A 21,969-nucleotide genomic window follows, 5' to 3' on the forward strand; every position below is an offset into this window, starting at 1 on the left:
AACTTGCGAGCTTTCGACGGCTTGTCTTGATCGGCAGACGACGGTTCATCGAATTCAAGGCACGTCTGCCGGTCTTGTTTCAGACTGAATAGGACGAACGGCATCAGGGTTAACACATCCCGGCCGTCAGCGTCGCAGAAAACGTCATGGGAGAGGACCACATGCATATCCTGCTGACCGGCGGTACCGGCCTGATCGGCCGGGCGCTTTGTCGCCATTGGCTGGCGAAGGCGCATCAGTTGACCGTGCTGAGCCGCACGCCGCACCGGGTGGCGGCCATCTGCGGCACGTCGGTGCGGGGCATCGGGCGCCTGGAGGACTATGGCGAGCGGCCGTTGGACGCGGTGGTCAACCTGGCCGGTGCGCCCATCGCCGACCGGCCCTGGACGCACAAGCGCAAGAAACTGCTGTGGAGCAGCCGTATCGGCCTGACCGAGCAATTGGTCGACTGGCTGGAGCGACGCCAGCGGCGCCCCGCGGTGCTGATCTCCGGCTCGGCCATCGGTTGGTATGGCGATGGCGGCGAGCGCGAGCTGGACGAGGCGCACGCCCAGGTCGTCGACGACTTTCCCGCGCAGCTGTGCGGCGCCTGGGAGGAGAGTGCGCAACGCGCCGAGGCGCTTGGCATCCGTGTGGCGCTCCTGCGTACCGGCCTGGTCCTGGCCCGTGACGGCGGCTTTCTCAAGCATTTGCTGCTGCCGTTCCGTCTTGGCCTGGGTGGCCCGGTCGGCAATGGCCGGCAATGGATGTCATGGATTCACCTGGACGATCAAATCGCCCTGATCGACTTACTCTTGCAGCAGGAAGGCGCGCGCGGTCCCTATAATGCCTGCGCTCCCGCGCCGGTACGCAATCGTGACTTCGCCAAGGCGCTCGGGCATGCACTGCGACGCCCTGCCGTATTGCCGTTGCCCGCTCTGGTACTGAAACTTGGCCTGGGCGAATTGTCCGAGTTGCTGCTGGGTGGCCAGAAGGCTGTCGCGAGGCGTACCGGCGAGACTGGCTTCGAATTCCGTTTCACTGCTCTGGACTCGGCCCTGGCCGATCTGCTCAAGGACCCCGCATGACCGATCATGCCCTGTTGTTGGTCAACCTCGGTTCACCGGCCTCCACCTCGGTGGAAGACGTGCGCCGCTACCTGAACCAGTTCCTCATGGACCCTTATGTCATCGACCTGCCCTGGCCGCTGCGTCGGCTGCTGGTCTCGCTGGTCCTGATCAAACGGCCGGCCCAGTCGGCCCATGCCTACGCGTCGATCTGGTGGGAGGAGGGCTCGCCCCTGATCGTCCTCAGCCGTCGCCTGCAACAGGCCATGCAGCCGCTCTGGCCGCACGGCCTGGTGGCCCTGGCGATGCGTTATGGCGAGCCGTCGCTGGAGCGCGCATTGGCCGATTTGGCCAGCCAGGGGGTGAAGAGCGTGACCCTGGCGCCGCTTTATCCCCAGTTCGCCGACAGCACCACCACCACGGTGATCGAGATGGCGCGCAAGGTGCTGCGCGAGCGCAACCTGCCGCTGCAACTGCGCATCCTGCCGCCGTTCTACGATCAGCCGGAATACCTCGATGCCTTGGTCGCCAGCGCCAGGCCGCACCTGGAACAGGGCTTCGACCACCTGTTGCTGAGCTTCCACGGCCTGCCGGAGAGGCATATCCGCAAGCTGGTGAAAGACCCGAGCCACAGCCTGACGAGCAGCAGCAGCGCCGGCATCAGCGATGAGGTCATGGCCCTGTGTTACCGCAGTCAGTGTCTGCGCAGCGCCGAGCTGTTCGCCGAGCGCATGGGCCTGCGCCCCGAGCAGTGGTCGGTGTCGTTCCAGTCGCGCCTGGGGCGCAACAAATGGATCGAACCCTACACCGAGGCGCGCCTGGACGAGCTGGGCAAGCGCGGCGTGAAAAAACTGCTGGTGATGTGCCCGGCCTTCGTTGCAGACTGCATCGAGACCCTGGAGGAAATCGGCCTGCGTGGCCAGGAACAGTTCCAGGAGGCTGGCGGCGAGGAACTGGTGCTGGTGCCTTGCGTCAACGATCACCCGCAGTGGGCCAGTGCGCTGGCCACATTGTGCGAGCGGGCGCCGGCGTCAAGCTGATGCGCCTCTCGCGGGTCCTCCTCGCACTGCTGGCACTGCCGAGCCTGGTGCAGGCAGATGCCATCCGTATCTGCCAGCACGACCCGAGCCGCTATGCCTATCGCATGGAGCTGGCCAATCTGATCCTGCAGCGCACCGCTGTTACCTACGGCAATGCCGAATTGCTGCCGACCGGCGCCGAAGACCCGCCGCAGGAGCGCTGCCTGCTGCGCCTGCGCGAGGGCGAGGTGGACCTGGCCTATGTGCCGCCGAGCCTCGATCGACTGCGTGACTTCGACATGCTGCCGATGGATATCCAGGCTGGTATCCAGGGCTTTCGCCTGTTGCTGATCCGCCGCGAGGATGCCCCGGGTTTTGCCGCCATTCGCAATCTGGACGATCTACGGGTTATGCGCGCTGGCTTCGTCAACCAGTGGAGCGACTACGCGATATTCGCACGCAACCACATGCTGGTGACGCCGACCAGCCGTCCGGAGAACCTGCTGCCGATGCTCGAGGAGCAGCGTTTCGACTACTCCCACCGCGCCCTGCACGAGACCTGGGCGGAGATGGATGCCCAGGCTGCGCAGTATCCCGACGTGATGGTCGAGCCGACCCTGATGCTGATGTACCGGCTGCCGGTCTATTTCACCTTCAAGCGCGGCAACACCATGCTGCGCAAGCGCTTCGAAGAAGGTTTGCGCATGGTCCAGGCCGACGGCAGCTTCCAGGCACTGTTCATGCGCCACTTCGGTGATGCCCTGCGGCGCAGCAACCTCAAGGGACGGCGTGTGTTGCTCCTGGAAAGCACGCTGCCCGAGGGGCTGCCTGATCCGGATAACCGGTTCTGGTGGTGAGGCCCAGAGAACCTTCTGTAGAGCGCTGCGGCCAGCAGTGGGATGCCCATGCGTGGCCGAATGACGAGCAACCAGGCGCGTATCTCAGCGTTTCAGCGCCGGCAGGAACGCCAGAAGCGCTGCTGGCAGATGCGTGCGTAACCGGGCGCTAAAACGCTCGCGGTGCTTCTGGTACAGAAGGCCGAGGCCGATAACGCCCAGGCCGATCAGGGTCAGTACGATGGGAAAGAGCAGCGAGTCGGCGAACACCTCGTACGACAGATAGCCCAGGTAGCCGGCTACACCCAAGGCGCCGAAAATCATGAACAGCGGGCGGCGCAGCAAAACGGCGATGGCCATCAGGCCGAGGTTGATCAGGCAATAGATCGCCTTGCCCCATTCGCTGCCACTATCCGACAAACTCAGCCCACCCCAGAATGCCAGCAGCCCGGCCAGGTAGCCCCAGAAGGCATAGTCGCGGCGGGTGCGGCCATCGATCCAGAAACAGGCGAGCAGCAGTGCCAGGCCGAACCACAGCGAGACGTCGCGGCGTTCTTCCCAACTGAAACTGTCTCCGTGCAGCAGCTCGGTGAGGTCCATGGACATGAACCACAGCGCCACCGCCATCGGCATGACGATGAAGGGAAAAGGGAGTAGGCGCAGCATCAGCAGGCCAGTGACCAGCGTGGCCGCTTCCATCGCCAGCCAGCCGCCCTGCACGTAGGTGTAGTAGTTGTGGTAGTCGATCTGCCCATCGTCCATCGGCCACACGCCTGTCAGGCGCTCCACGGCGAAGATGGCCAGCGGTGTGAGGCTGACCGCCACTGCGCCGAGCAGGCCGCCGGGTATTTGCTGACCGCGCTTCCACAGGTGCAGGCCGCAGCCGGTGAACAGGCCTATGTAGGAAATGGCGATCAGCAACAGCGCCACGTCACCGACCGTCATCCAGGCCTCGGTCATCAGCCAGCCCATGGCGGCCATGATCAGCACGGCGCCGAAATAGTAGGCCACGTGGGCGAGCTGGAAACGGGCCTGCTGTTCCGGTTGCTGGCGCAGGAAGTCGAGCAGTGTCTGGTCCTGGCCGGGTTGCAGAACGCCGGCGCTGACGGCGCGGGCGAGATCGTGGGCATCGAAGCGGGTGGCCATGTTCGAGTTCCTTTCCGTTGGTTCGTTCAGATCGCGCCGTGGCTGCGCAGGGCGGCAATCTGCTCGGCACCGTAACCGAGTTCGCTGAGCACCGCGTCGTTATGCTCGCCCAACTGCGGCCCGGTCCATTCGACGCCGCCCGGCGTGTCGCTGAGCTTGGGCACGATGCCGGGCATGCGGAACGGCTTGCCATCCGGCAGCCTGGCGTGGAGGAACATGTCGCGGGCGAGGAATTGCGGGTCGGCGAACATGTCCTCGACCGAGTAGATGCGGCTGGCCGGCACCTCGGCCTGGCTCAGGATGGCTTCGACGTGGGCCAGCGGCAGGCTCGCGGCCCAGCGGTCGATCACCCCGTAGAGTTCGTCGCGGCGTGCATCGCGGCCATCGTTGCTGGCCAGTTGCGGATCGTCGGCCAGGTCGTGGCGGTCGATGGCGCGCATGAACCGCTTGAAGATCGCATCGCCGTTGGCGCCGATCTGGATGTGCTTGCCATCGGCGCAGGTATGGATGGAGGAGGGCGTGATACCGGGCATGATGTTGCCGGTGCGCTCGCGGATGAAGCCGAACACGTCGAACTCCGGCACCATGCTCTCCATCATGGCGAAGATCGCCTCGTACAGCGCCACGTCCACCACCTGGCCCTGGCCGCCGTTGACCTCGCGGTGACGCAGCGCCATCAGCGCGCCGATCACGCCCCATAGCGCGGCGATGGAGTCGCCGATGCTGATGCCGGTGCGCACCGGCGGGCGATCCTCGAAGCCGGTGATGTAGCGCAGCCCGCCCATGGACTCGCCGACCGCGCCGAAGCCCGGCTGATCCTTCAGCGGGCCGGTCTGGCCGAAGCCGGACAGGCGCACCATGACCAGCTTGGGATTGAGCGCGTGCAGCACGTCCCAGCCGAGCCCGAATTTCTCCAGCACGCCGGGGCGGAAGTTCTCGATCAGGATGTCCGCCTCGGCCAGCAGCTTCTTCAGTACCTCGCGGCCCTCCTCATGCTTGAGGTTGAGGGTGATCGAGCGCTTGTTGCGCGCCTGCACGAACCACCACAGCGACGTGCCCTCGTAGAGCTTGCGCCACTTGCGCAACGGATCGCCGCCATCCGGCGACTCGACCTTGACCACCTCGGCGCCGAACTCGGCACAGATGCGCGACGCGAAAGGACCGGCGATCAAGGTGCCGAGTTCGACCACCTTGAGGCCGGCGAGAGGTTTGCTGGGGATCATGCTGGCTCCATTGCCCGGTTGTGCGGGGTGAAGCGTATTGCATAGAACGGTCGGGGGGAATTTGAAGCGTTACTTTAATCGAGCATTGGTTTGAGGCGCAGGGCTCCATATTGACGAACTCTTCGGCCTGGCAACGCGTGGGCGCAAGATCAATCGACCCGTGCCCGCCTTGGCCAGGACTCGTAGCGGGTCGGCATCGAACGAGATCGCCACGCCCGCCCGGTCGTGGTGTCCCGCTGTGTTCGCCAGCCTGTTAGAATCGCTGCCTTTCCCGCCAGCCAAGAGCCGCCCCATGGCCCTGCAAGCCACGCCTTACAAAGTCGAACTGAACCTTACCGACATGGACCGCAGCGTCTACGAGACCCTGCGTTTCACCGTCGCTCGCCACCCCTCGGAAACTGAGGAGCGCCTGGCGGTCCGCCTGATCGCCTATGCGCTGTGGTACCACGAGCAACTGGCCTTCGGTCGTGGCCTGTCCGACGTGGACGAGCCGGCGCTGTGGGAGAAGAGCCTGGACGACCGCGTGCTGCACTGGATCGAAGTCGGCCAGCCGGATGCCGAGCGCATCACCTGGTGTTCGCGGCGCACCGAGAAGTTCAGCCTGGTCGCCTATGGCAGCCTGCGTGTGTGGCAGAGCAAGGTGCTCGACAGCGTACGCAACCTGAAGAACATCAACGTCGTCGGCGTGCAGCAGGAGGCGCTGGAGAACCTGGCCAAGGACCTGCCACGTTCGATCAACTGGAGCGTGATGATCAGCGACGGCGAGCTGTTCGTCACCGATGAGCGCGGCCAGCACGAAATCCCGCTGGAGTGGCTGGCGGGCGAGCGTTGACCGATGCGCATCGATCTTCGCCCGTTGCCGGAAAACCTGCCCGACCTGGGTTTGCCACCCCTGCTGACCCGTCTGTATGCCTCGCGCGGCGTGCAGTCGGCCGCCGAACTGGAAAAAAGCCTGGTGCGCTTGATTCCCTACCAGCAGCTCAAGGGCATCGACGGCGCCGTCGAGTTGCTGGTGCAGGCGCTGCAGCAGCGCCAGCGCATTCTCATCGTCGGTGACTTCGATGCCGACGGCGCCACCGCCAGCACGGTCGGTGTGCTCGGCTTGCGTATGCTCGGGGCGGCCCATGTCGATTACCTGGTGCCCAATCGCTTCGAGTACGGCTACGGCCTGACGCCGGAGATCGTCGCCGTGGCCCTGGAGCGTCAACCGCAATTGCTGGTGACCGTGGACAACGGCATCAGCAGCGTCGACGGCGTGGCCGTGGCCAAGGCGGCGGGGCTCAAGGTGCTGGTCACCGACCACCACTTGCCCGGCCCGGAATTGCCGGCGGCCGATGCCATCGTCAACCCCAACCAGCCAGGCTGCGATTTCCCGAGCAAGGCGCTGGCCGGCGTTGGCGTGATCTTCTATGTACTGCTGGCCCTGCGTGTGCGCCTGCGTGAGCAGGGCTGGTTCGCCAGTGCCGGTATCGCCGAGCCCAACCTGGGCGAGCTGCTCGACCTGGTCGCCCTCGGCAGCGTGGCCGACGTGGTGCCGCTGGATGCCAACAACCGCATCCTCGTGCACCAGGGCCTAGCGCGGATTCGTGCTGGCCGTGCCCGCCCCGGGTTGCGGGCGATCCTCGAGGTAGCGGGGCGTCCCCATGGCCGCATCACCTCGATTGACCTCGGCTTCATCCTTGGCCCACGGCTGAACGCGGCGGGGCGCCTGGACGACATGAGCCTGGGCATCGAATGTCTGCTCTGCGAGGACGAAGCCCTGGCCCGCGACATGGCGCGACAACTCGACGAGTTGAACCGCGACCGCAAGAGCATCGAGCAGGGCATGCAGCGCGAAGCCCTGGCCCAGCTCAAGGACCTGTCCGTCGAGGATATGCCGTTCGGCCTGTGCCTGTTCGATGCCGACTGGCACCAGGGGGTGATCGGTATTCTCGCTTCGCGTTTGAAGGAGCGTTATCACCGGCCGGCCATTGCCTTCGCCGATGCCGGCGACGGCCTGTTGAAAGGCTCGGCGCGTTCGGTGCCCGGCCTGCATATCCGCGATGCGCTGGATGCGGTGGCGGCCAAGCAGCCGGGCCTGATCAGCAAGTTCGGCGGCCATGCCATGGCGGCTGGCCTGACTTTGCCGGAAGCCAACTACGCCGCCTTCGCCGCCGCTTTCGATGCCGAGGTGCGCCGGCAACTGAGCGAGGACGACCTGACCGGTCGCCTGCTGTCCGATGGCCAGCTCGACGCCCATGAGTTCCACCTGGAACTGGCCAAGTCACTGCGCCATGCCGGGCCCTGGGGCCAGCACTTCCCCGAGCCGGTGTTCCACGGTGTGTTCCAGGTGGTGCAGCAGCGTGTGGTGGGCGAGAAGCACCTGAAACTGGTGCTCAAGACCGAATGCGGCAGCCAGACCCTGGATGGCATCGCCTTCAACGTCGACCGAGACACCTGGCCCAACCCCAACGTGCGCTGGGTCGACCTGGCCTACAAGCTCGACGTCAACGAGTTCCGCGGTAACGAAAGCGTGCAGTTGATGGTGGCGCATATCGCACCGCGATGAATTGATGGATTATTTCGAAGACGTACACGCGATTACCGCTCTTGCACGGTGTGTTTAGCCGTCACTCCCGCCTTCGCGGGAGTGACGGTAAATAATATCGATGTCCGATCCTGCCTCGCTCCGGTCATTAAAACTGATCGCTATTTTGCACCTCCCAGTTATAAGCAAATACCCATTCGGTATATGTCCTTCTCTTTCAAGTGGTTATCCTGCGCGCCTGAAAAAATGAGCCGACAACGGCAATTGAGGCGGTAATGGACCTGGGTGGCTTGGGCTTCGTGATTGCGGGGCTGGTAGTTGGCTTTATCGTGGGCATGACCGGGGTGGGGGGCGGTTCGCTGATGACGCCGATCCTGCTCTGGTTCGGTATCAACCCGGCCGCCGCCGTGGGCACCGACCTGTTGTATGCGGCGATCACCAAGGCCGGTGGTGTGTTCGTGCACCAGCGCAACCGCAATATCGACTGGACGGTGACCGGCTGGTTGGCGGCAGGCAGTGTGCCGGCCGCGCTGCTCACGCTGCTGGGGCTGATGTTCATGCCCGGGGACAAGGCGACCAACGACCTGATCAAGTATTCGCTCGGTATCGTGTTGTTGGTCACCGCCACGGCAGTCCTGTTCAAGAAGCAACTGTTCGCGATTGCCAGCCGTCATGCAGGCGATGGCTTCCATTTCAGCCCCGGCCGCCTGAATGCCTTGACGGTGGTGGTCGGCGCCATTCTGGGCTTCATGGTGACCCTGACCTCCATCGGCGCTGGCGCCCTCGGCACCGTGGCGTTGTTTCTGCTCTATCCGTTGATGACCACGCGACGCCTGGTTGGCACCGAGATCGCCCATGCCGTGCCGCTGACCCTGGTCGCCGGCCTGGGCCATGCCGGGCTCGGCAATCTTGACTGGGGCGTGCTGGGCTTTCTGCTGCTCGGTTCTCTGCCGGGCATCTACCTGGGCAGCCACCTGTCCGGACGGGTTTCCGACAACGTGCTGCGGCCTTGCCTGGCGCTCATGCTCATGGTGATCGGCTACAAGCTGGTGGCTTGAGGGCACACACGCTTCAAGCTTCAAGCAAGAGCCTGTTCTCGATCTCGAAGCGGTTCTTCAGGCCGCTTGGAGGCAGACGCGGACGGTTGTTTTGGTAGGGTGGACAACGCGAAGCTTGTCCACCATTGGTGATGCAAAGCGGTGGACAAGCTTCGCGTTGTCCACCCTACGAAAGGCAGCTTCTCCCTCGAAGCTGCCGTTTGGGCTGACTCAAAGGCCCATCCTACAAGGCGAATGCTTTTGCCTTCACTTCGACCGACTGCGGCATGTTGATCCCCAGCAGCAGGTCCGCCGCTTTCTCGCCGATCATGATCGCCGGGGCGTTGGTATTGCCGGTGATCAAGGTCGGCATGATCGACGCATCGGCCACGCGCAGGCCGTCGATGCCCTGCACGCGGAGTTGGTCGTCGACCACCGCCATTTCGTCATGGCCCATCTTGCAGGTGCCCACCGGGTGGTAGACGGTGGCCAGGCTTGAGCGAATCCAGGCTTCGATCTGGGCGCGGTCACGGATTTGTTCGCCGGGTATCAGTTCGCCTTTCAGGTGGCGGGCGAAGCTCGGCGTGGCGACCAGGGAGCGGATTGCTTCCACGCCCCGGACCAGCAGGTCCAGATCGTCAGGATGACTGAGAAAACCTGAGTCGAGCAGCGGCTTGTCGGCCGGATTGGCCGATTGCAGACGCACTTCGCCACGGCTTTTTGGGTGCATCACGCCGACATGCAAGGTGATGCCGTTGCCGAACGGCACCGGGCGCTGCGGCTGGTTCTTCAGCGCCGGGGCGACGATCACGCCGATCTGCGGCGCCTCGGCGTCGGCATCGAGGCGCAGGAAGGCGCCGGACTCCACGGTATTGGAGGTCATCGGCCCGCGTCGACCGAACAGGTACTGGAACGGCGCGCGCAGCAGCGGCAGCAAGGCCGAGGGCACGGGCGCGATACCAAAGCCCAGGCGCGCCTCGCTGCGGTACATCAACATCACGTCCTGGTGGTCCTGCAGGTTCTTGCCAACGCCGGGCAGGGCGTGATTGACGGCGATGCCATGGCGCGCCAGTTCCTCGGCCGGGCCGATGCCGGAGAGCAACAGCAGTTGCGGCGAGTTGATCGCACCGGCGCAGAGAATCACTTCGCGCCCGGCCTGCAGGCGCAGCACCTTCTGGCCCTGGCGGATTTCCACGCCGCTGGCGCGCTTGCCTTGCAGCAGCACACGCTGAGTCAGGGCGTTGCTGAACACCGTGAGGTTGTCGCGCTGGAGGACCGGATGCAGGAAGGCCCGCGCGGCGCTGCAGCGTTCGCCATTGATCTGGGTGACGTGGAACGGCCCGTAGCCTTCCTGGGTCGGGCCGTTGAAGTCGGCGTTGTAAGTCCAGCCCGCTTCGCTGGCGGCCTGGTAGAACACCGCGTTGACCGGGCTGGGGCTGCGCAGCGTGGTCACGTTCAGCGGCCCGCCACGGCCATGCCATGGCGACTCGCCCGGCTCGAAGTGCTCCGAGCGCTTGAAGTAGGGCAACACCTCGTCATAGCTCCAGCCGCGGTTGCCGAGCTCGGCCCAACGGTCGTAGTCGCGACGCCCGCCACGCATGTAGATCATGCCGTTGATCGCACTGGAGCCGCCCCAGACCTTGCCGCGCGGACAGTGGATCGGTTGCCCGGTCAGGTCCTCCTCGGCGCTGAACTGGTGCATCCAGTTGAAGGCGGGGTTGGCGATCAGGCGGATGATGCCCGCTGGCGTGCGGATATAGGCGGCCCCCAGCCCTTGCTGGTCGCTGGGGCCGGCTTCGATCAGGGCGACGGAAACGTTTGGCTCGGCCGATAGCCGATTGGCCAGGACACAGCCGGCTGAACCGGCGCCGACCACGATGTAATCGAATGATTGCTGGGAGGTGCTAGGCATGGCGGGAACTCCGCGAGAATAAGGTCGGGCTCGTCGTGGCGCTGGAGCGCCGCTTCGCATTGGGCGAATGTGCGGACGAGTGGCTGGGCAAGCGCAACGCAGGGGCGGCGATGGGATGTGGCGCGGGCGAGCCGGGCATGTGCATGCCTCTTTGTTGTTATGCCGCTGGCGACTCTACCCAGCGCCGGGCAACGGCGTTTGATCAGGCGCGCCAGGACTTTTGCCATTTTGGGACAGGCCCTGGATGCGAGCAGGTCTCGATTGACTCGGGAGATGTTTAATATCTTAATGAATGCCTGTTTCCATGCGTCGGCACCGACTGCCGGATAGCGCCCAGCGCTGTCAGCCACGAGAACAACAGTACGAGAACAACAATAAATGCCTGCTCATGCCTTGCTCGAAACCCGCCGGGCCAGCACCGGCGACGTGCCCCAGGATCAGCGCCTGGCATTCTGGGAGCACTACAACCGTTCGCTACTGGTCGGCTTGCGTTGCTCGTCCTATGTGCCGAGCGGCTTGTCCGCCAGCCAGGACAACCTGTTTCTCGACCACCTGAGCGTCGCCCGGATCGAGGGCAACGAGCATGTGGTCGAGCGTGACTGTTCGATCATTCGCAGTGCGCCGAAGGAGTCGGTGTTCGTGTCGCTGGTGCTGGACAGCGAGTCGTTCTTCTTCCAGGGCGGAGGCTGTCGCCAGCTGCGTCCGGGAGAACTGGTGATCTATCGCACCGACAGCCCTTACCTGATGGGCTTCTCGGGACCGACCCGGCATTTCGTCTTCGATTTGCCCCAGGCGCATTTCGCCTACCGCTGCCTGCGCGATTTCAAGGAGCCGCTACAGGTATCCGCCGCACTCCCGGTCCAGCGGCTGCTGATGCGTACCCTGGGCCAGCGTACCCAGGCGTTCTTCCAGTCGCCACGGCGGGACGATGCCCAGCGTTTCGAAGATGAGGCCTACGAGCTGCTTGCCAGCATCATTGGCGAGCAGGCCGGCGAACACCGAGGCAGCGCCCTGGGACGTACCTATCTGCTGATGGCCCGGCAATTCATCCACGACCACCTGGGCGACGCCTCGCTGGACATCGAGCGTATTGCGGCGGCGGCGGGTATTTCCCGTCGTCACCTGACCCGGCTGTTCGCCCAGGACGGCGACTCGCTGAATCGCTACATACAGGCCTTGCGCCTGGAGCATGCGCGCCAGTTGCTCGGCTCGCCGGCCGGGCGACGCCTGGATATCGCCGAGGTGGCCTATCGACACGGTTTCTCCAGCCAGTCGCACTTCGCCCGTGCGTTCAAGGCCCGCTACGGCATGACCGCCAGCGAGGCCAGGCAGGCCGGCGACTGAGGCCGGACGAACGGCAGGGAACCGAAGCAACAGGCGACGAGTCGATCAACCGGGTCGCCAGGGACTGGTAGTGCGATGTTCAGCGTCGCCGGGCAACCCCATGCGCGGTTCTGCGCTCCACCTCATGCCCGGCTCATGCCGAAAGGATGCATCATGCCTATCGCCTCTTCCCGACTACTGTTCGCCAGTACCCTGCTGCTCGGTTTCTCCGAGTTCGCCTTGGCCAAGGACTTTCGTGTCACCCGCCTGGACGACGTTCATGACGGCGTCTGCGATGCCGACTGTTCGCTACGCGATGCCGTGAGCGCGGCCAATGCGGCAGGTGGCGACAACCGGATAATCCTGGGCAGCCGCAACTATGTGCTGTCACTGCCACCGGTGACTGACGAGGAGGGCGCGATTACCGACGAGGATCTCAACCTCAACGGCGACCTCGACGTGCTGAGCGGAACCCTGCGCGTCATCGGCGCTGGCGTCGGCTTGACCACCATCAGTGGCACACGCGTCGACCGTTTGTTCGACGTCAAGGCCGGCGCTCGTCTGGATCTGCTCGATCTGACCTTGCGTGACGGCCTGACGTCCCGCGATGGCGGTGCGATTCGCAATGCCGGTATCGTTTCCATCCGCCGTGTCACCTTCGATGGCAACACCGCCCGCTATGCCTGGGGTGGCGGCAGTGGCGGGGCGATCTCCAACAGCGGCACGTTGTTGGTACAGCGCACCCTGTTCCAGAACAACCGCGCCAACTTCGGCGATTCCGGCCATGCCTGGGGCGGGGCCATTTTCAACAGCGGCAACCTGACCGTGCGCGACAGCCTGTTTCGCGAGAATGGTGTGAGCAGCGATGATGTCGTCGCCCTGGGCGGCGCGCTGTTCAATCGCGGCACCGCCGACGTGGCGCGCAGCGCGTTCATGGGCCACACCGCCGACGGTCCCGGGGTGACCATTCGCAACGATGGCAACGGCGTGCTCAAGCTCACCAACGTCACGGTGTCAGGCGGTTCCCGTTCCAGCGAGGGCGAGTCCGATGCGGCGGTGGCCAACGGTTCGCACTACCCGATGTTCCAGGGCACGCCGACCCTGAGGTTGAGCTTCGTCACCATTGCCGGCAACGAGGCGCCGGGCTTGAGCAACCAGGGCAATCTGGTCATTCGCAACAGCATCATCGCCGGCAATGGCAATGAAGGGAGCGGCATCGCCAATTGCGTCGATAATGGCACTTCGTACCGGCAACAAGGCTTGTTGCTCGGCACCGACAGCGGCAACTGCGCGGCGAGCATCCATGTCGAGGATGGCCAGACCTTCACCCGTGTATTGCATGCCTTGAAGGACGACAAGTCGGTGCCGCCACTGCCCAGCCATGCCTTGCGTCCAAGCAGCCCGGCCATCGACGCGGCCACGGTCGGTTGCTCCGGTACCGACCAGCATCGTTACGCCCGCCCGCTAGATGGCGACGGCGATGGCCTGGCGCTATGCGACCTGGGCGCCTACGAGCGGCGTGTACCGTAGGTGTGGTTGAGTGGTCGCAATGAGGCAGGAGCGGTCGTTCGTGCGATGACCGTTATTGCTCGGTGTATTTAGCCGTCACTCCCGCGAAGGCGGGAGCCCAAAAAAGCGCTTCTGGATTCCCGCCTTCGCGGGAATGACGGAGGAATAACGAATGTCCGCAATTGCCTCAAATCTGCCTGTCTGGCATTTGACAGGCTTTAGCCCCAACCGGCTGCATCGAGGCTCACGGCGAAACCGGCGGCAATATTTGGAAGTAATCTGCCAGTGCAGGTCACGTAATGTCTGTCGCTAGAGTCGGTCGCATTTGCCAACCGTCTCGGAGAAGTGATCGATGAACACACGTGGCTTGCTCGACCAGTTGTTGAAATCCGGCCAGGACCTGTTGCAAAAGGGCGGTTCCTCTTCCTCGGCCGGCCTTGGTGGCGCGCTGGGCGACCTGCTTGGCGGCGGTAAGGAACAGAAGGGCGCTGGCGGCGACCTCGGTGCGCTGCTCAAGGGCGCGGGTGGCGGCGCGCTGGCCGCAGGTGCGCTGGGCCTGCTGCTCGGTAACAAGAGTGCGCGCAAGGTCGGCAGCAAGGTGATCACCTATGGTGGCCTGGCGGCCCTTGGCGTGATCGCCTACAAGGCCTATGGCAACTGGCAGGCGAACAGGCAGGAAGCGGGTGCCGCCCAGCTGGCCCTGCCGCAAACCGTCGACCGCCTGCCGGCCGAACAGGCGGAAACCCATGCCCAGGCGATCCTGCGGGCACTGGTGGCGGCGGCCAAGGCTGATGGCCATGTCGATGCCAGAGAGCGCCAGTTGCTCGAAGAGCAGCTAGGCACGCTGGCTGGCGATACGGAAACGGCACGCTGGCTGGATGCCGAATTGAACAAACCGCTCGATCCCGCCGAGGTGGCGCGTGCCGCGACCACGGCGGAAATCGCCGCCGAGATGTACGTGGCCAGTGTCTTGATGGTCGACGAGGAGCATTTCATGGAGCGCGCCTACCTCGACGAGCTGGCCCGCTAGCTCAAGCTGGAACCGACGTTGAAAGCCGAGCTGGAGGCGCAGGTACGGCAAGAACTCGGGGCGAGCTAAACGGCTCGTCGTTTGAGCGAAGGCTGGAATCCAGAAGCCTAGAAGCAACCGAGCGCTGGCCTGCGCGTCTACCTCAAACCGCCACTGCCGCCTCTTCGCTATGAAACACCACCCGGTTGCGCCCCGCATGCTTGGCGCTGTACAGCGCCTGGTCGGCCAGGGCGAGGGCGTCGCTCAGGGTCTGGTGATCGTGTGGCCAGACCGCGCCGCCGATGCTGCAACCGATCCGCACGCTGCCGGCGTCGAGGGCGAACGGTGAGTTGAGGGCTTGCAGCAGGCGTTCGGACACCTGGGCCGACAACTGAACCGCCTCTTCGCTCGACAGTTGCAGGACCATCAGGAATTCATCGCCGCCCAGCCGGGCGACCATGTCCCCATCTCGCAGGCAGTTGCGCAGTCGCTCGGCGACTTGCTTGAGCAACTGGTCGCCGGCGGGGTGGCCGAAGCGGTCGTTGACCGGTTTGAAGCTGTCCAGGTCCAGGCAGAGCAATGCCAGGCAACCGCCGCTGGCCTGGATGCGTGCCTCGGCGGCTGGCAGGAAGCGTTCGAGGGCGGCCCGGTTCGGCAGGCCGGTCAGCGGGTCCTGGTGGGCGCGCTGTTCCATCACGTCCAGGGCCTTGTGCTGGTCGGTCAGGCTGGCGACCAGATGGCGAATCGAGCGACTGAGGGTGACCAGTTCCAATGGGCTTTCGAGTTCCGGGATCGGCACGGGTTCGCCCGCGCTGAGACGGTCGGCGGCGCGGACGATGCGGCGTAGCGGATCGGTGAAGTAACCGGTGAAGATCCAGCCGACGAAGGCGAATACCAGGGCCAGGAAGAAACCGAGCAGGAAGGTGGTGTGCATCAATTCGCGGGCCGGAGCATAGGCCTCGTCCAGCGACTGGCGGGCGACCACGATCCAGCCCAGGCCGGGATAATCCTTGTAGCCCTGGCTGCTGGCGAAACCGGTGAGGTAGTTCTGCCCGTCGGGCCAGCGTTGCTCCGCCCATTGAATGGTCTTTTCGCCTTGCGACTCCAGGTTGTGCAGGTCGAGTTTCTGCCCGATCAGATCGCTCGGCCCGAGCAGGATGGTGTGGTCGCGGCTCAACACCAGGAATTCGACGTTGCGCCTTTCCTGCATCGGATCGAGCAGCGACTGGCGCACGTCTTCGGCCCATTTCCATGACAGATGGCAGGCCAGCACGCCAACGATATGGCCGTCGTTACCTTGCACCGGAAAGCTGATGTCGACGAACTTCATCGCTTCACCGGTCGGGTTGGGCAGCAGCTTGGCGAGCAGCACGGCCTCATGCACATCGCCGACGAACAGGCCTTTGCTGCCCTCGCTGTAGACCGGGCGCTGGGCGATGTTGGCGCCCTCCAGCACGCCGTTGCTGGAGGCCAGCACCGTACCTTGCGGATCGGTGAAGCCGATCCAGGCGATGCTGGGAATCTGCAGTTGCAGGCGGTCGAGCAGGGCGCGGACTTCGCCGATGTCATCGGGCTGGCGCAGGGCGCGCAGGCTGCCGAGCACTTGCAGGTAGGCCGCACGACTGGCCATGTCACGGTCGAGTCGGTCGACCATCTGGAATGAGGATTCAGCCAGGTTGTTGCCCACTTCCTTGCGGATGCGTTGGCTGGAGTTCTCGCCGATCAAAGCGCCCAGCAACCAACTGAGGAGCGATACCAGCAGGGCGATGAGAATGGCGAAACGGCTGCGCAGACTGTTGGTGAATCGCATGGGGCGGACGTTCCCGGGACTGCCGTCGTGGAGGATCAGGGCGGGTATTCCACACAAACGCCACGTAATCTGCAAACTTGATCCGCATGGCAGGCCCAGCATCGCAGCCATCTTTCGATTCAAGGATGGTTCACAATGCCGCGCCCATTGCTGCGTATCTGCCTGTTTCTGTTGTTCTGTGCATCGCCGCTGGCGCATGCGGACATACCAGGGGCGAGCCCTTATTTCGCCATCGACAGCGCGGACCCGGCGCTCGATTCGCTGCCGCTCAAGTCGACCCAGGTCGAGGTGAAGGTGCTGGGCATGATCGCCGATGTGCGTATCGTGCAGCGTTGCTTCATTGCCGACGATGGCCAATCCGCGCAGCGAGTCTGCGAGTACATCGAGGACGCCGACGGGCATGGTTTCAGCGACCAGTCGGCCTGGTACTGGGCGGCGCAGGCTGGCCGCTCGAAGGGGCCTTGGCTGGCGGTGACCACGGCACGGGCGGTCGTTCCTGAGTCGCTATAGACTCTGTACGGTCCAGGGAGAACCACTGTGAGCCGTTGCCTTTATATCCTCTGCTGTTTGCCGCTCCTGCCCTTACCCGTCCTGGCGCAAGACAGCCTGGCGCTCAGCCAGCGCGGCCTGTTGCTGGATGACAGCCGTCTGCTGCGCGATGCGAGCATCGAGCGCATGCAGCAGATTCGTTTCGCCTTTCGCGAGAAGCCCGGCGAAGACGACCAATTCAAAGGCTGGAGCCGGGCGCTCGGCGGTTATGGCCGCTGGGACGCGGCGCGCGGTTCGTCTCGTCTGGAGCGACGTGAGCAAAGTGCGCTGATCGGTGCTGATCGTGCGCTGTCGGGAATGTGGATGGCCGGGGCGTTGGCAGGCGTGTCCCGCAGTGAGCTGCATGCACGGGGCGGCGGGCGCAGCGATGTCGATAGCTATCACCTGGGCGTCTATGCGACCACCCGTTATTACCAGCTTGGTTTCAAGTTCGGCACCCTGCTGAGCTGGCACGAGTTGGCGCATGCCCATGGCGCCACGGCCCAGGCATTCGCCGAGGCGGCCTATCCCCAGGATTTTCGCGAATTCACCATCGAGCCTTATGCCGGCCTGGCGTATGTGCAGCAGCACATGGCGGCGACGCGCGAGGGTGACCTGGCAATCGGCGCCGATGACGCGTTCGCCGCCTACCTGACCCTCGGTTGGCGCGCCGCCAGTTCCTGGCGCCTGGACGAGCGCCGCCTGGTCGGTCGTGCCGGTCTGGCGCTGCGCCACGGTTTCCTCGATGAGCGGGCGCGTTCCCGCGCCGATGCGCTGGAGCTGACCGGCCGCGCCTTCGACCGCGACGTATTGCGCGCCGACCTGAGCCTGGATTACGAGCTCAGTGAGCGGTTGTCCGCCGGGGTCGGCTACGTCGGGCAATTCGCCAGCGATGCGCGGGACAATCAGTTACAGGTGCGTTTCAGTCTGGCGTTGTAAGAGGCGAGGCCCTCATTGCACGGTTGGCCGGCGATCCAGCAGCGCGGCGGCTGTCTCGATGGCAGCCTGGCGACCGGCCACCACTTCCATGGGGAAGCGATAGAGCGATCTGGATACCGTTTCCAGGCGTTTCCTCAGCAGTGTCTGCAGGGCCCTGTCAGCGGTGATGTACACATAGCCCTGGCACAGCCGGTTCAGGGGTTCGCGGTGCTTCTTGATCCACAGGATTGCCGCCTTTTCATCGGCATGGGGTTCGTCATCATGGTCATGGCTGGGCAGGCTCCAGATCGCCACGAATGGCTGCTGTCGGCTCAGCAGGTGATCCAGGCCGGCGAGCAGGCGCGGGACGCGGTCATGTTCGTTCAGCTCGGGGAAGCGGATGAACACTGTGGGCCAGGTGCTGATGTCGAAAAAGTCAGGGTCTGCCTGCGTTGCACTTGGGGTGGTTTGCTCGGGCATGGTCATTGCTCCAGATAAAGGGGTTTCAGCACCTGTGCGATCAGCAGCAGGGCCGCCAGGCCGGCGATATAGAAGGGCAGCCAGCCGACCTGGCCGATCAGGCTGGCCGCCCCGATGGTGGCCAGGGTGCTGACGAAGCGACTGATTCCGTAATAGGCGGCGTAATCGGTCGCGGGCTGGTCACCAGCGGCCCAGCCCAGGATCTTGTTGGCGACGGTGACATAGATGCCGCCCACGCCGGCACCGATCAGCAGCGTGCCAGCCATGGCCAGCGCGACCTGTTCCAGGACGATGCCAAGGCCGATGGCGATCAGCGCCAGCGCGGACGCGCCAACGAACAGGCGCATGGCGTTCAGTGGGCCGCTGCGTTGCATCAGCACGATGGCGAGCAGGGACGCCAGCAACATGCCGAGCGGCCCGAGCGTGCCGATGATCCAGCCGATCCGTTCGAGGCTGAGGCCCTGGTCGAGCAGCATCAGCCGATTGAGGCCGGCGAGGGGAAAGATGATGCAGCAGGTCAGGCTCAGCAGGCCGATGCGCCGGCGTGCCAGCGGCTCCCTGAGCAGGGCCAGCAGGCTGGCCTTGTGGGGCGGTATACGTCCATTCAATGCCCGGCACGGCAGCAGTAACACGGTCAGTGCCATGGCCAGCAGCAGGAATGCGCCTTGCCAGCCAACCTGCTCGAACAGGGCGACGAAGACGCCGCCGCCCAGCATCGCTCCCAGCGACAGCGCGGCCAGCTTGCTGCCAGCGGCAACGGGGCGCCAGTCCGGGGCGACCTGGGCCACCGCCAGCGCATCCAGTGCCAGGTCCATGGTGGCGATGGCCAGTGACGCCAGCAACCCCAGGCAGAACAGCAGCCACCAGGGGCTTGCGGGGACGAACGCGACCACGACCAGGGCGGCGACCGCCAGCATCTGCATCGACACGATCCAGTCCAGGCCGCCGTAGTGGCGCAAGCGATCGATCAGCGGCGCCCACAGGAACGTCAGGCCGAATGGCAGGTACAACAGGTACAGCCAGCCAGACGATGCGATGCTCAGCCCTTGATTGCGCATGATGGCGGGCAGCCCGCCGTTGACCACGCCCATGATCAGGCCGAAGCCCACGTAAAGCGCGTTGATGGCCAGCAGGATGCGCAGTTGCCGAGCCCCGGCCTGGGCGGCCGGAGCAGGACGGGGGCGATGAGATGACATCACCATTGATAGTTCAGCGATGCGTACACCGTCCGACCATTGCCGTAGTTGCAGAAGTTGTTGCCCAGGCAGGTGATATAGGTCTTGTCGGTCAGGTTGTTGGCATTGAGTTGCACGCTGGCGCCAGCGAACCGTCCATCCAGGGCACCGAAGTCGTACTTGGCCATGGCGTCGAACAAGGTATAGCTGGGTACGTCCAGGCGTTGCGCGCCTGCGGTGAAGGCGCTCGGGCTGTAGCCGCCGACGGATTCGCCGATGTAGCGCACGCCAGCACCCAGGGTCAGGCCCTTGAGCGCGGCGTAGCCGAGGCGATGGTCCAGCCACAATGACGCGGTATGGTCGGGAATGCCGATGGGCGCGTCACCCTTGTCCACCCCTACGCTCTTGGTGACCCTGGCATCGGTGTAGCTCAGGGCGCCGATGAGCTGGGTGCGGTTATCGAGGCTGGCCTTGCCTTCGAACTCGATGCCTTGGGAGCGCACTTCGCCGGTCTGATAACGGGTGAGCGTGTTGACCGTGGCGACCACATCCTGTTGGGTGATGTCGAAGTAGGTCAGGGTGAAGAGTCCGTCGAAGCTGGATGGCTGGAACTTCAGGCCTGCTTCGTACTGTTTGGAGGTGGTGGGCGTCAACGCGTTGCCGAGGTAATCCGTGCCGCTGACCGGCAGGAACGAGGTCGAGTAGCTGCCGTAGGCCGTCAGGTTGTCGGTGAGGCTGTAGAGCAGCCCCAGCTTGCCGCTGAAGGCGCTGTCGCGCTGGTTCTGGCTGACCGCGGTGAGGTTGTTGTCGGTCTCGGTGCGCACATGGTCGTAGCGTCCCCCCAGCAGCAGGACCCAGTCGTCCAACTGAATCTGGTCCTGTACATACAGGGCGTTCTGTTCGACGGTCTGGTCCTGATCGACGAAGGGACCGAGGTTCAGCGATGTGGCGATCCCGTATTGCGGGTTCAGGTAGTCGATGGAGGGCGCCGCACCGTACAGGCGATTCTGTTTCGAATCGATGTCCTGGTGGTCCCAGCCCGCCAGCAGGGTGTGCTGCAGCATGCCGGTATCGACGCGGGCCTGCAGTTGCAGGTCCGAGGCCAGCCCGGCTACCGACTCGTCGGTGGCCAGCGCATAGCGGTTGATCGTGTGGCCGTCCGCGGCCAGTGAGCCACTCGCGACGTCCTTGGTGATCGAATCGACCCTGAGATAACGCAGGTGATGGCGCAGGGTCCAGGTGTCATCGACGTCGTACTCGAACTCATAACCCAGGGCGTACTGCTCGCGGTCGAACTCGGAAAACGCCGGGTCGCCGTCATTGAAGTCCCGGGAAATCTGTCCGGCAGAGCTTTTCCACAGGCTGCCGGTGGTCGGCAGGATGCCGTAGTAACCGCCTTCAGGATCCTTCTGATAGCTGGTGAGGAGGGTCAGGCTGGTGCGTTCGTTAGGTTTTAGCGTCAGCGAGGGCGCGACGTAGTAGCGCTCTTCTTCGGTATTGACCACTTGGGTATCGGCCACTTTGCCCAGGGTGACCAGGCGATACAGCACGGTCCCTTCCTCGTTGGCCGGCCCGGAGAGATCCAGCGCGGCCTGGTAGTGGTCGTTGCTGCCCAATTGCAGTTCGGCTTCGCCGCGTGTGTAGTCGGTCGGTCGCTTGGACACGGCGTTGATCAGGCCGCCTGGCATGGAGGTGCCATACAGGGTCGAGGACGGGCCTCTGAGCAGCTCGATGCGCTCGCTGCCCCAGGCTTCCACTTGAGGGATGGCATAGCCGGGACCGCGCAACAGGCGCAGGCCATCCTGGAAAATGATCGGGTCGCTGGGCGAGCCGAAGCCCCTGATATAGGGAATGTCGTAGCGGGTTGCCGAACCGCGCACTTCCGGCGAAAGACCGGCGGCATAGCGCAAGGACTGGGCGAGACTCTGGGCGCCCTGGGCCTGCGCTTGCTGTGCGCTGACCACCGTCACCGACTGCGGCGTGCGCAGCAGGCTAGTGTCGGTCTTGGTGGCACTGGCGCTGCGTTGGGCGATGTAGCCATCCACTGGTCCCAGGGCGGTTTCAGCGATCCGGGTATCGTCGATATAGAGGTCGCTCAGGGTGGTTGCCTGCCCCTCTCCAGAACGGAGCCGGAACTGCGAAGGGGCGGTCTGCTCGGTCGTCAGGCCTGTACCGGCGAGAATGGTCTCCAGCCCGGTGCGGACGTCGTAGTTACCCATCAGGCCGGCACTGGTGCGGTTACGGGTCAGGTTGCCGTCCACGGCAAGCAGGATTCCGGTCTGTGCTGCGAATTGATTGAGCACTTGGTCCAGACGACCCGCTGGAATATCGAATTGAACCTGCTGCACGCTGCTCGTCGACGGTTGGGTCGGGGCAGCGCTGGCGAGGGTGCTGCCGAGGCAGCCGAGCAGGAGGGCCAGGGCAGGGGTGTGACGCTGTGCTTTTGGGGCGGCAGGCATGATTCGTCCTTT

General features: G+C 64.5%; 18 protein-coding genes. 11 read left to right on the plus strand and 7 right to left on the minus strand.

Going from position 1 to position 21,969, the window contains the following annotated elements; translation table 11 throughout:
- Window positions 1-161 precede the first annotated feature (161 nt).
- The 3 genes from ACSZPK_RS21825 to ACSZPK_RS21835 are packed head-to-tail and all read left to right on the plus strand — an operon-like array spanning window position 162 to window position 2,922.
- Window positions 162-1,067, plus strand: coding sequence for a TIGR01777 family oxidoreductase (locus ACSZPK_RS21825; RefSeq protein WP_437883662.1), 906 nt, complete (start codon window positions 162-164; stop codon window positions 1,065-1,067).
- Window positions 1,064-2,086: a ferrochelatase gene (gene hemH / locus ACSZPK_RS21830; RefSeq protein WP_437883664.1), complete on the plus strand. Its 1,023-nt coding sequence runs from the start codon at window positions 1,064-1,066 to the stop codon at window positions 2,084-2,086. The genes ACSZPK_RS21825 and hemH overlap by 4 nt, the downstream gene beginning before the upstream one ends.
- Entirely contained in the window at window positions 2,086-2,922 is an 837-nt protein-coding gene (locus tag ACSZPK_RS21835; RefSeq protein ID WP_437883666.1) for a substrate-binding periplasmic protein, read from the plus strand. The genes hemH and ACSZPK_RS21835 overlap by 1 nt, the downstream gene beginning before the upstream one ends.
- Window positions 2,923-3,006: 84 nt before the next feature.
- Here the strand turns inward: ACSZPK_RS21835 and ACSZPK_RS21840 are convergent, their stop codons facing one another.
- The gene (locus ACSZPK_RS21840; protein WP_437883668.1) at window positions 3,007-4,047 is read right to left on the minus strand and encodes a DUF2157 domain-containing protein; all 1,041 of its coding nucleotides are present in this window, start codon (window positions 4,045-4,047) and stop codon (window positions 3,007-3,009) included.
- Between the two features lie 26 nt (window positions 4,048-4,073).
- Window positions 4,074-5,270, minus strand: coding sequence for a CaiB/BaiF CoA transferase family protein (locus tag ACSZPK_RS21845; RefSeq protein ID WP_437883670.1), 1,197 nt, complete (start codon window positions 5,268-5,270; stop codon window positions 4,074-4,076).
- Window positions 5,271-5,562: 292 nt separating this feature from the next.
- On the opposite strand from ACSZPK_RS21845, the gene ACSZPK_RS21850 reads away from it, so the two are divergent.
- The 3 genes from ACSZPK_RS21850 to ACSZPK_RS21860 all read left to right on the plus strand — a co-directional run bounded on the left by ACSZPK_RS21850 (window position 5,563) and on the right by ACSZPK_RS21860 (window position 8,855).
- Complete coding sequence (locus ACSZPK_RS21850) at window positions 5,563-6,102, plus strand: YaeQ family protein (protein ID WP_437883672.1); 540 nt, start codon at window positions 5,563-5,565, stop codon at window positions 6,100-6,102.
- A gap of 3 nt (window positions 6,103-6,105) precedes the next feature.
- Entirely contained in the window at window positions 6,106-7,818 is a 1,713-nt protein-coding gene (recJ, locus tag ACSZPK_RS21855; RefSeq protein WP_437883674.1) for a single-stranded-DNA-specific exonuclease RecJ, read from the plus strand.
- Window positions 7,819-8,072: 254 nt separating this feature from the next.
- Window positions 8,073-8,855 (plus strand): sulfite exporter TauE/SafE family protein, encoded by a 783-nt coding sequence (locus ACSZPK_RS21860; RefSeq protein ID WP_437883676.1) that lies wholly within the window; start codon window positions 8,073-8,075, stop codon window positions 8,853-8,855.
- 223 nt (window positions 8,856-9,078) lie between these two features.
- On the opposite strand, the gene ACSZPK_RS21865 is transcribed toward ACSZPK_RS21860, so the two are convergent.
- Window positions 9,079-10,746, minus strand: coding sequence for a GMC family oxidoreductase (locus ACSZPK_RS21865; protein ID WP_437883678.1), 1,668 nt, complete (start codon window positions 10,744-10,746; stop codon window positions 9,079-9,081).
- 378 nt (window positions 10,747-11,124) lie between these two features.
- On the opposite strand from ACSZPK_RS21865, the gene ACSZPK_RS21870 reads away from it, so the two are divergent.
- From ACSZPK_RS21870 to ACSZPK_RS21880, 3 genes are all read left to right on the plus strand, one after another.
- On the plus strand, window positions 11,125-12,090 hold the full coding sequence (locus ACSZPK_RS21870; protein WP_437883680.1) for a helix-turn-helix domain-containing protein: 966 nt from the start codon (window positions 11,125-11,127) through the stop codon (window positions 12,088-12,090).
- A 153-nt stretch (window positions 12,091-12,243) separates the two neighbouring features.
- Entirely contained in the window at window positions 12,244-13,599 is a 1,356-nt protein-coding gene (locus ACSZPK_RS21875) for a choice-of-anchor Q domain-containing protein (protein WP_437883682.1), read from the plus strand.
- A gap of 331 nt (window positions 13,600-13,930) precedes the next feature.
- Window positions 13,931-14,608, plus strand: a complete 678-nt coding sequence (locus tag ACSZPK_RS21880) for a tellurite resistance TerB family protein (protein ID WP_437883684.1) — start codon at window positions 13,931-13,933, stop codon at window positions 14,606-14,608.
- Window positions 14,609-14,750: 142 nt separating this feature from the next.
- Here ACSZPK_RS21880 and ACSZPK_RS21885 read toward each other — a convergent pair whose 3' ends face one another.
- On the minus strand, window positions 14,751-16,397 hold the full coding sequence (locus tag ACSZPK_RS21885) for a sensor domain-containing diguanylate cyclase (protein WP_437883686.1): 1,647 nt from the start codon (window positions 16,395-16,397) through the stop codon (window positions 14,751-14,753).
- Window positions 16,398-16,532: 135 nt separating this feature from the next.
- On the opposite strand from ACSZPK_RS21885, the gene ACSZPK_RS21890 reads away from it, so the two are divergent.
- Both ACSZPK_RS21890 and ACSZPK_RS21895 read left to right on the plus strand, forming a co-directional pair.
- On the plus strand, window positions 16,533-16,907 hold the full coding sequence (locus ACSZPK_RS21890) for a hypothetical protein (protein WP_437883688.1): 375 nt from the start codon (window positions 16,533-16,535) through the stop codon (window positions 16,905-16,907).
- Between the two features lie 27 nt (window positions 16,908-16,934).
- Window positions 16,935-17,864: an autotransporter outer membrane beta-barrel domain-containing protein gene (locus tag ACSZPK_RS21895; RefSeq protein WP_437883690.1), complete on the plus strand. Its 930-nt coding sequence runs from the start codon at window positions 16,935-16,937 to the stop codon at window positions 17,862-17,864.
- A 12-nt stretch (window positions 17,865-17,876) separates the two neighbouring features.
- Here the strand turns inward: ACSZPK_RS21895 and ACSZPK_RS21900 are convergent, their stop codons facing one another.
- From ACSZPK_RS21900 to ACSZPK_RS21910, 3 genes are read right to left on the minus strand one after another with little or no spacing between them, the layout of a single operon-like run.
- Window positions 17,877-18,323: a hypothetical protein gene (locus ACSZPK_RS21900; RefSeq protein WP_437883692.1), complete on the minus strand. Its 447-nt coding sequence runs from the start codon at window positions 18,321-18,323 to the stop codon at window positions 17,877-17,879.
- A gap of 2 nt (window positions 18,324-18,325) precedes the next feature.
- Entirely contained in the window at window positions 18,326-19,525 is a 1,200-nt protein-coding gene (locus ACSZPK_RS21905) for an MFS transporter (protein ID WP_437883694.1), read from the minus strand.
- Window positions 19,519-21,957 (minus strand): TonB-dependent siderophore receptor, encoded by a 2,439-nt coding sequence (locus ACSZPK_RS21910; protein ID WP_437883696.1) that lies wholly within the window; start codon window positions 21,955-21,957, stop codon window positions 19,519-19,521. Before ACSZPK_RS21910 ends, ACSZPK_RS21905 begins: the two co-directional genes overlap by 7 nt.
- Window positions 21,958-21,969: the final 12 nt, after the last annotated feature.

Source organism: Pseudomonas sp. LRF_L74 (assembly GCF_965644255.1).
Lineage (GTDB): Bacteria > Pseudomonadota > Gammaproteobacteria > Pseudomonadales > Pseudomonadaceae > Aquipseudomonas.

Coding starts and splice junctions, on each gene's coding strand:
- ACSZPK_RS21875 (WP_437883682.1), top strand. CDS start 12,244: ATGCCTATCGCCTCTTCCCGACTACTGTTCGCCAGTACCCTGCTGCTC.
- ACSZPK_RS21890 (WP_437883688.1), top strand. CDS start 16,533: ATGCCGCGCCCATTGCTGCGTATCTGCCTGTTTCTGTTGTTCTGTGCA.
- ACSZPK_RS21835 (WP_437883666.1), top strand. CDS start 2,086: ATGCGCCTCTCGCGGGTCCTCCTCGCACTGCTGGCACTGCCGAGCCTG.
- ACSZPK_RS21845 (WP_437883670.1), bottom strand. CDS start 5,270: ATGATCCCCAGCAAACCTCTCGCCGGCCTCAAGGTGGTCGAACTCGGC.
- ACSZPK_RS21825 (WP_437883662.1), top strand. CDS start 162: ATGCATATCCTGCTGACCGGCGGTACCGGCCTGATCGGCCGGGCGCTT.
- ACSZPK_RS21840 (WP_437883668.1), bottom strand. CDS start 4,047: ATGGCCACCCGCTTCGATGCCCACGATCTCGCCCGCGCCGTCAGCGCC.
- ACSZPK_RS21900 (WP_437883692.1), bottom strand. CDS start 18,323: ATGCCCGAGCAAACCACCCCAAGTGCAACGCAGGCAGACCCTGACTTT.
- ACSZPK_RS21860 (WP_437883676.1), top strand. CDS start 8,073: ATGGACCTGGGTGGCTTGGGCTTCGTGATTGCGGGGCTGGTAGTTGGC.
- ACSZPK_RS21850 (WP_437883672.1), top strand. CDS start 5,563: ATGGCCCTGCAAGCCACGCCTTACAAAGTCGAACTGAACCTTACCGAC.
- ACSZPK_RS21885 (WP_437883686.1), bottom strand. CDS start 16,397: ATGCGATTCACCAACAGTCTGCGCAGCCGTTTCGCCATTCTCATCGCC.
- ACSZPK_RS21880 (WP_437883684.1), top strand. CDS start 13,931: ATGAACACACGTGGCTTGCTCGACCAGTTGTTGAAATCCGGCCAGGAC.
- ACSZPK_RS21905 (WP_437883694.1), bottom strand. CDS start 19,525: ATGGTGATGTCATCTCATCGCCCCCGTCCTGCTCCGGCCGCCCAGGCC.
- recJ (WP_437883674.1), top strand. CDS start 6,106: ATGCGCATCGATCTTCGCCCGTTGCCGGAAAACCTGCCCGACCTGGGT.
- ACSZPK_RS21870 (WP_437883680.1), top strand. CDS start 11,125: ATGCCTGCTCATGCCTTGCTCGAAACCCGCCGGGCCAGCACCGGCGAC.
- ACSZPK_RS21865 (WP_437883678.1), bottom strand. CDS start 10,746: ATGCCTAGCACCTCCCAGCAATCATTCGATTACATCGTGGTCGGCGCC.
- hemH (WP_437883664.1), top strand. CDS start 1,064: ATGACCGATCATGCCCTGTTGTTGGTCAACCTCGGTTCACCGGCCTCC.
- ACSZPK_RS21910 (WP_437883696.1), bottom strand. CDS start 21,957: ATGCCTGCCGCCCCAAAAGCACAGCGTCACACCCCTGCCCTGGCCCTC.